General features: G+C 41.1%; 3 protein-coding genes. All 3 read right to left on the minus strand.

Annotation, left to right across the window (positions count from 1 at the left end):
- Nucleotides 1–825, minus strand: an 825-nt coding sequence (gene folP, locus ENH88_RS22775; protein WP_304185839.1) for a dihydropteroate synthase, incomplete at its 3' end; no start/stop codon positions are given.
- A 78-nt stretch (nt 826–903) separates the two neighbouring features.
- Entirely contained in the window at nt 904–2,847 is a 1,944-nt protein-coding gene (ftsH, locus tag ENH88_RS22780) for an ATP-dependent zinc metalloprotease FtsH (RefSeq protein ID WP_304185840.1), read from the minus strand.
- A 66-nt stretch (nt 2,848–2,913) separates the two neighbouring features.
- Nucleotides 2,914–3,033, minus strand: a 120-nt coding sequence (locus ENH88_RS22785) for an SAM-dependent methyltransferase (RefSeq protein ID WP_304185841.1), incomplete at its 5' end; no start/stop codon positions are given.

Here is a 3,033-nt window from a genome sequence, read left to right on the forward strand (position 1 = left end):
GGCTTGATATACACCAAGTACATCTGCGGTTTCTTTTACGTCATGTACACGAATAATTTTTGCGCCATTTTGCGCTGCGATTAACGCACCCGCTAAGCTGCCCGCTAACCGTTCATTTGTATTTCTGTTTAATAAATTACCTATCATCGACTTACGAGATAATCCGGCCAATAATGGCAAACCTAATTTGTTAAAATCATCAAACTTAGCCAATATTTGATAGTTATGACTAAGTGTTTTTCCAAATCCAAAACCAGGGTCTAGAATAAGTCGCTCAAACTTAATTCCTGCTGTTTCACATGCTTTAATACGTTCACTAAAAAACATATTTATATCTGCAAACAGATTGTCGTAATGAGGTGCGCACTGCATACTGCGAGGTTGCCCTTGCATATGCATTAAACAAATTGCTACATCTTCATACTGCGCAACCGTTTCTAAGGCGTTTATTTCTTGTAGAGCTCTTACATCATTGACTATATCGGCCCCAGCGAGTATTGCTTGCTCCATAACTTGTGCTTTACTAGTATCAATTGAAATAACGCAATCACTGTACTCACGTATCGCTTTAATAGCAGGAATTACTCGGGCAAGTTCATCTTTTAAACTCACATCTGGCGCGCCGGGGCGGGTAGACTCCCCCCCAATATCTAAAATTTGCGCACCATCCTCTAACAATTGCATTGCGCGCTTTAGCGCTATTTTGGGGTCTAAAAACTGCCCGCCGTCAGAAAATGAGTCAGGCGTTACATTCAATATTCCCATAATAACAGGCTTTTCAATATTGAGCGTACGTCCTCTGGGAAGCTTTAATATATTAGTCATTGCCAACCTTTATTCTTTTTCTAAATAGCTGATACAAAAAAGCCCCGAAGTTCGGGGCTTTCATTACTATTTTAACGATTATTCAGCTTTGTCATCAAGGTTTGTTTCATCTTTTTTTGATGAATCATCAGTCTTTTGATTTTCATCAGCAACTGGTTCTTGAGGTTCTTGCTCTTTTACCGGCTTAGCTTCATGGCGGTCATGTGCATCACGCGGCTCACGCACTGGTTGGCGCGCCATTAAATCATCAATTTGCTTAGCATCGATTGTTTCGTATTTCATTAACGCGTCTTTCATTGAGTGAAGAATATCAATATTTTCTTTTAATATTTCTTCTGCTCTTTGGTAGTTACGATCTGAAAACAAGCGTACTTCAGCATCAATTACTTTAGCAGTATCATCCGACATACTAGACGCACGGCTTCCGCCACCACCCATATACATCTCGTTTTGATCTTCAGCGTAAAGCAATGGACCTAGCTTTTCACTTAAACCCCAATGTGTAACCATTTTACGTGCAATATCAGTTGCGCGCTCAATATCGTTACTTGCACCCGTTGTTACTTTGTCAGCACCATAAATAAGCGCTTCAGCAATACGGCCACCATAAAGGCTTGAAATCATTGATTCTAAAAGCTCTTTTGAATGACTAACACGGTCTTGTTCAGGCAAGTACATTGTTACACCTAGCGCACGGCCACGTGGAATAATAGATACTTTGTAAACTGGATCATGTTCAGGAACCATACGGCCCACAATTGCGTGGCCTGCTTCGTGATATGCTGTCATTTCTTTTTCTTGCTCGCTCATCACCATGGTTTTGCGCTCTGCGCCCATCATGATTTTATCTTTAGCAGCATCAAATTCAGCCATACTTACAACACGTTTATTACCACGTGCAGCATAAAGTGCAGCTTCGTTTACTAAGTTCGCTAAATCAGCGCCAGAAAAACCTGGTGTTCCACGCGCTATAAGAGCCGCCTCTACGTTATCGCCTAATGGCACTTTACGCATGTGTACTTTAAGTATTTGCTCACGACCACGGATATCAGGTAAACCAACTTCTACTTGGCGGTCAAAACGACCTGGACGAAGTAATGCAGGATCTAGAACATCTGGTCGGTTAGTTGCCGCAATAACGATAATACCTTCGTTACCACCAAAACCATCCATTTCTACTAGCATTTGGTTAAGTGTTTGCTCTCGTTCATCGTTACCGCCGCCCATACCTGCGCCACGTTTACGACCAACCGCATCAATCTCATCTATAAAGATAATACAAGGTGCCGCTTTTTTAGCTTGTTCAAACATATCACGTACACGTGACGCACCCACACCGACAAACATTTCAACAAAATCTGAACCAGAAATTGTAAAAAACGGTACTTTCGCTTCACCCGCAACAGCCTTTGCAAGTAACGTTTTACCAGTACCAGGAGGACCAACCATTAGTACGCCTTTAGGAATACTACCGCCAAGCTTTTGAAACTTAGAAGGGTCACGTAAAAAGTCTACCAATTCGGTAACATCTTCTTTCGCTTCATCACAACCAGCAACATCTGCAAACGTTGTTTTAATTTGATCTTCACTCATTAAGCGAGCTTTACTCTTACCAAATGACATAGCGCCTTTACCGCCGCCGCCTTGCATTTGACGCATGAAGAATATCCATACACCTATAAGCAGTATCATCGGGAACCAAGAAATAAATATACTTGCTAAGAATGATTGTTCTTCAGGTTGTACACCCTTCACATTTACATCATTTTTAAGTAAATCATTTATTAAGTCTTCATCGTACATTGGCATCGTTGTTTGAAAACGCTCACCACTGCTCTTAGTACCAGTAATATTTCCTGTACCGCGGTCGATAATAACTTCTTGTAAAGAGCCACTGCGGACATCTTTAACAAATTGAGTGTAACTTGTTTGACGATCAACTTGCTCGCCACCATTAAAGCTCTGAAAGACTGACATCAGCACAACTGCAATCACCAGCCATAGTATTAAATTTTTCGCCATATCGCTCAAGGGGTTAACCTCTTGTATCCAATTAATTTAAATTCAACTAAACGCCAAGCAACTGTACTACAGTTTGTATCCAGTCGCTACTATATATACTTCCCGAGAACGGGCACGTGAGGCATCAGGTTTGCGTATTTTCACTGCTTTAAAACTATTACGTACATCTTGCAAGTATTGATCAAA

Source organism: Pseudoalteromonas prydzensis, assembly GCF_011050055.1.
Taxonomy (GTDB): Bacteria; Pseudomonadota; Gammaproteobacteria; order Enterobacterales; family Alteromonadaceae; genus Pseudoalteromonas; species Pseudoalteromonas prydzensis_A.

Coding starts and splice junctions, on each gene's coding strand:
- ftsH (WP_304185840.1), bottom strand. CDS start 2,847: ATGGCGAAAAATTTAATACTATGGCTGGTGATTGCAGTTGTGCTGATG.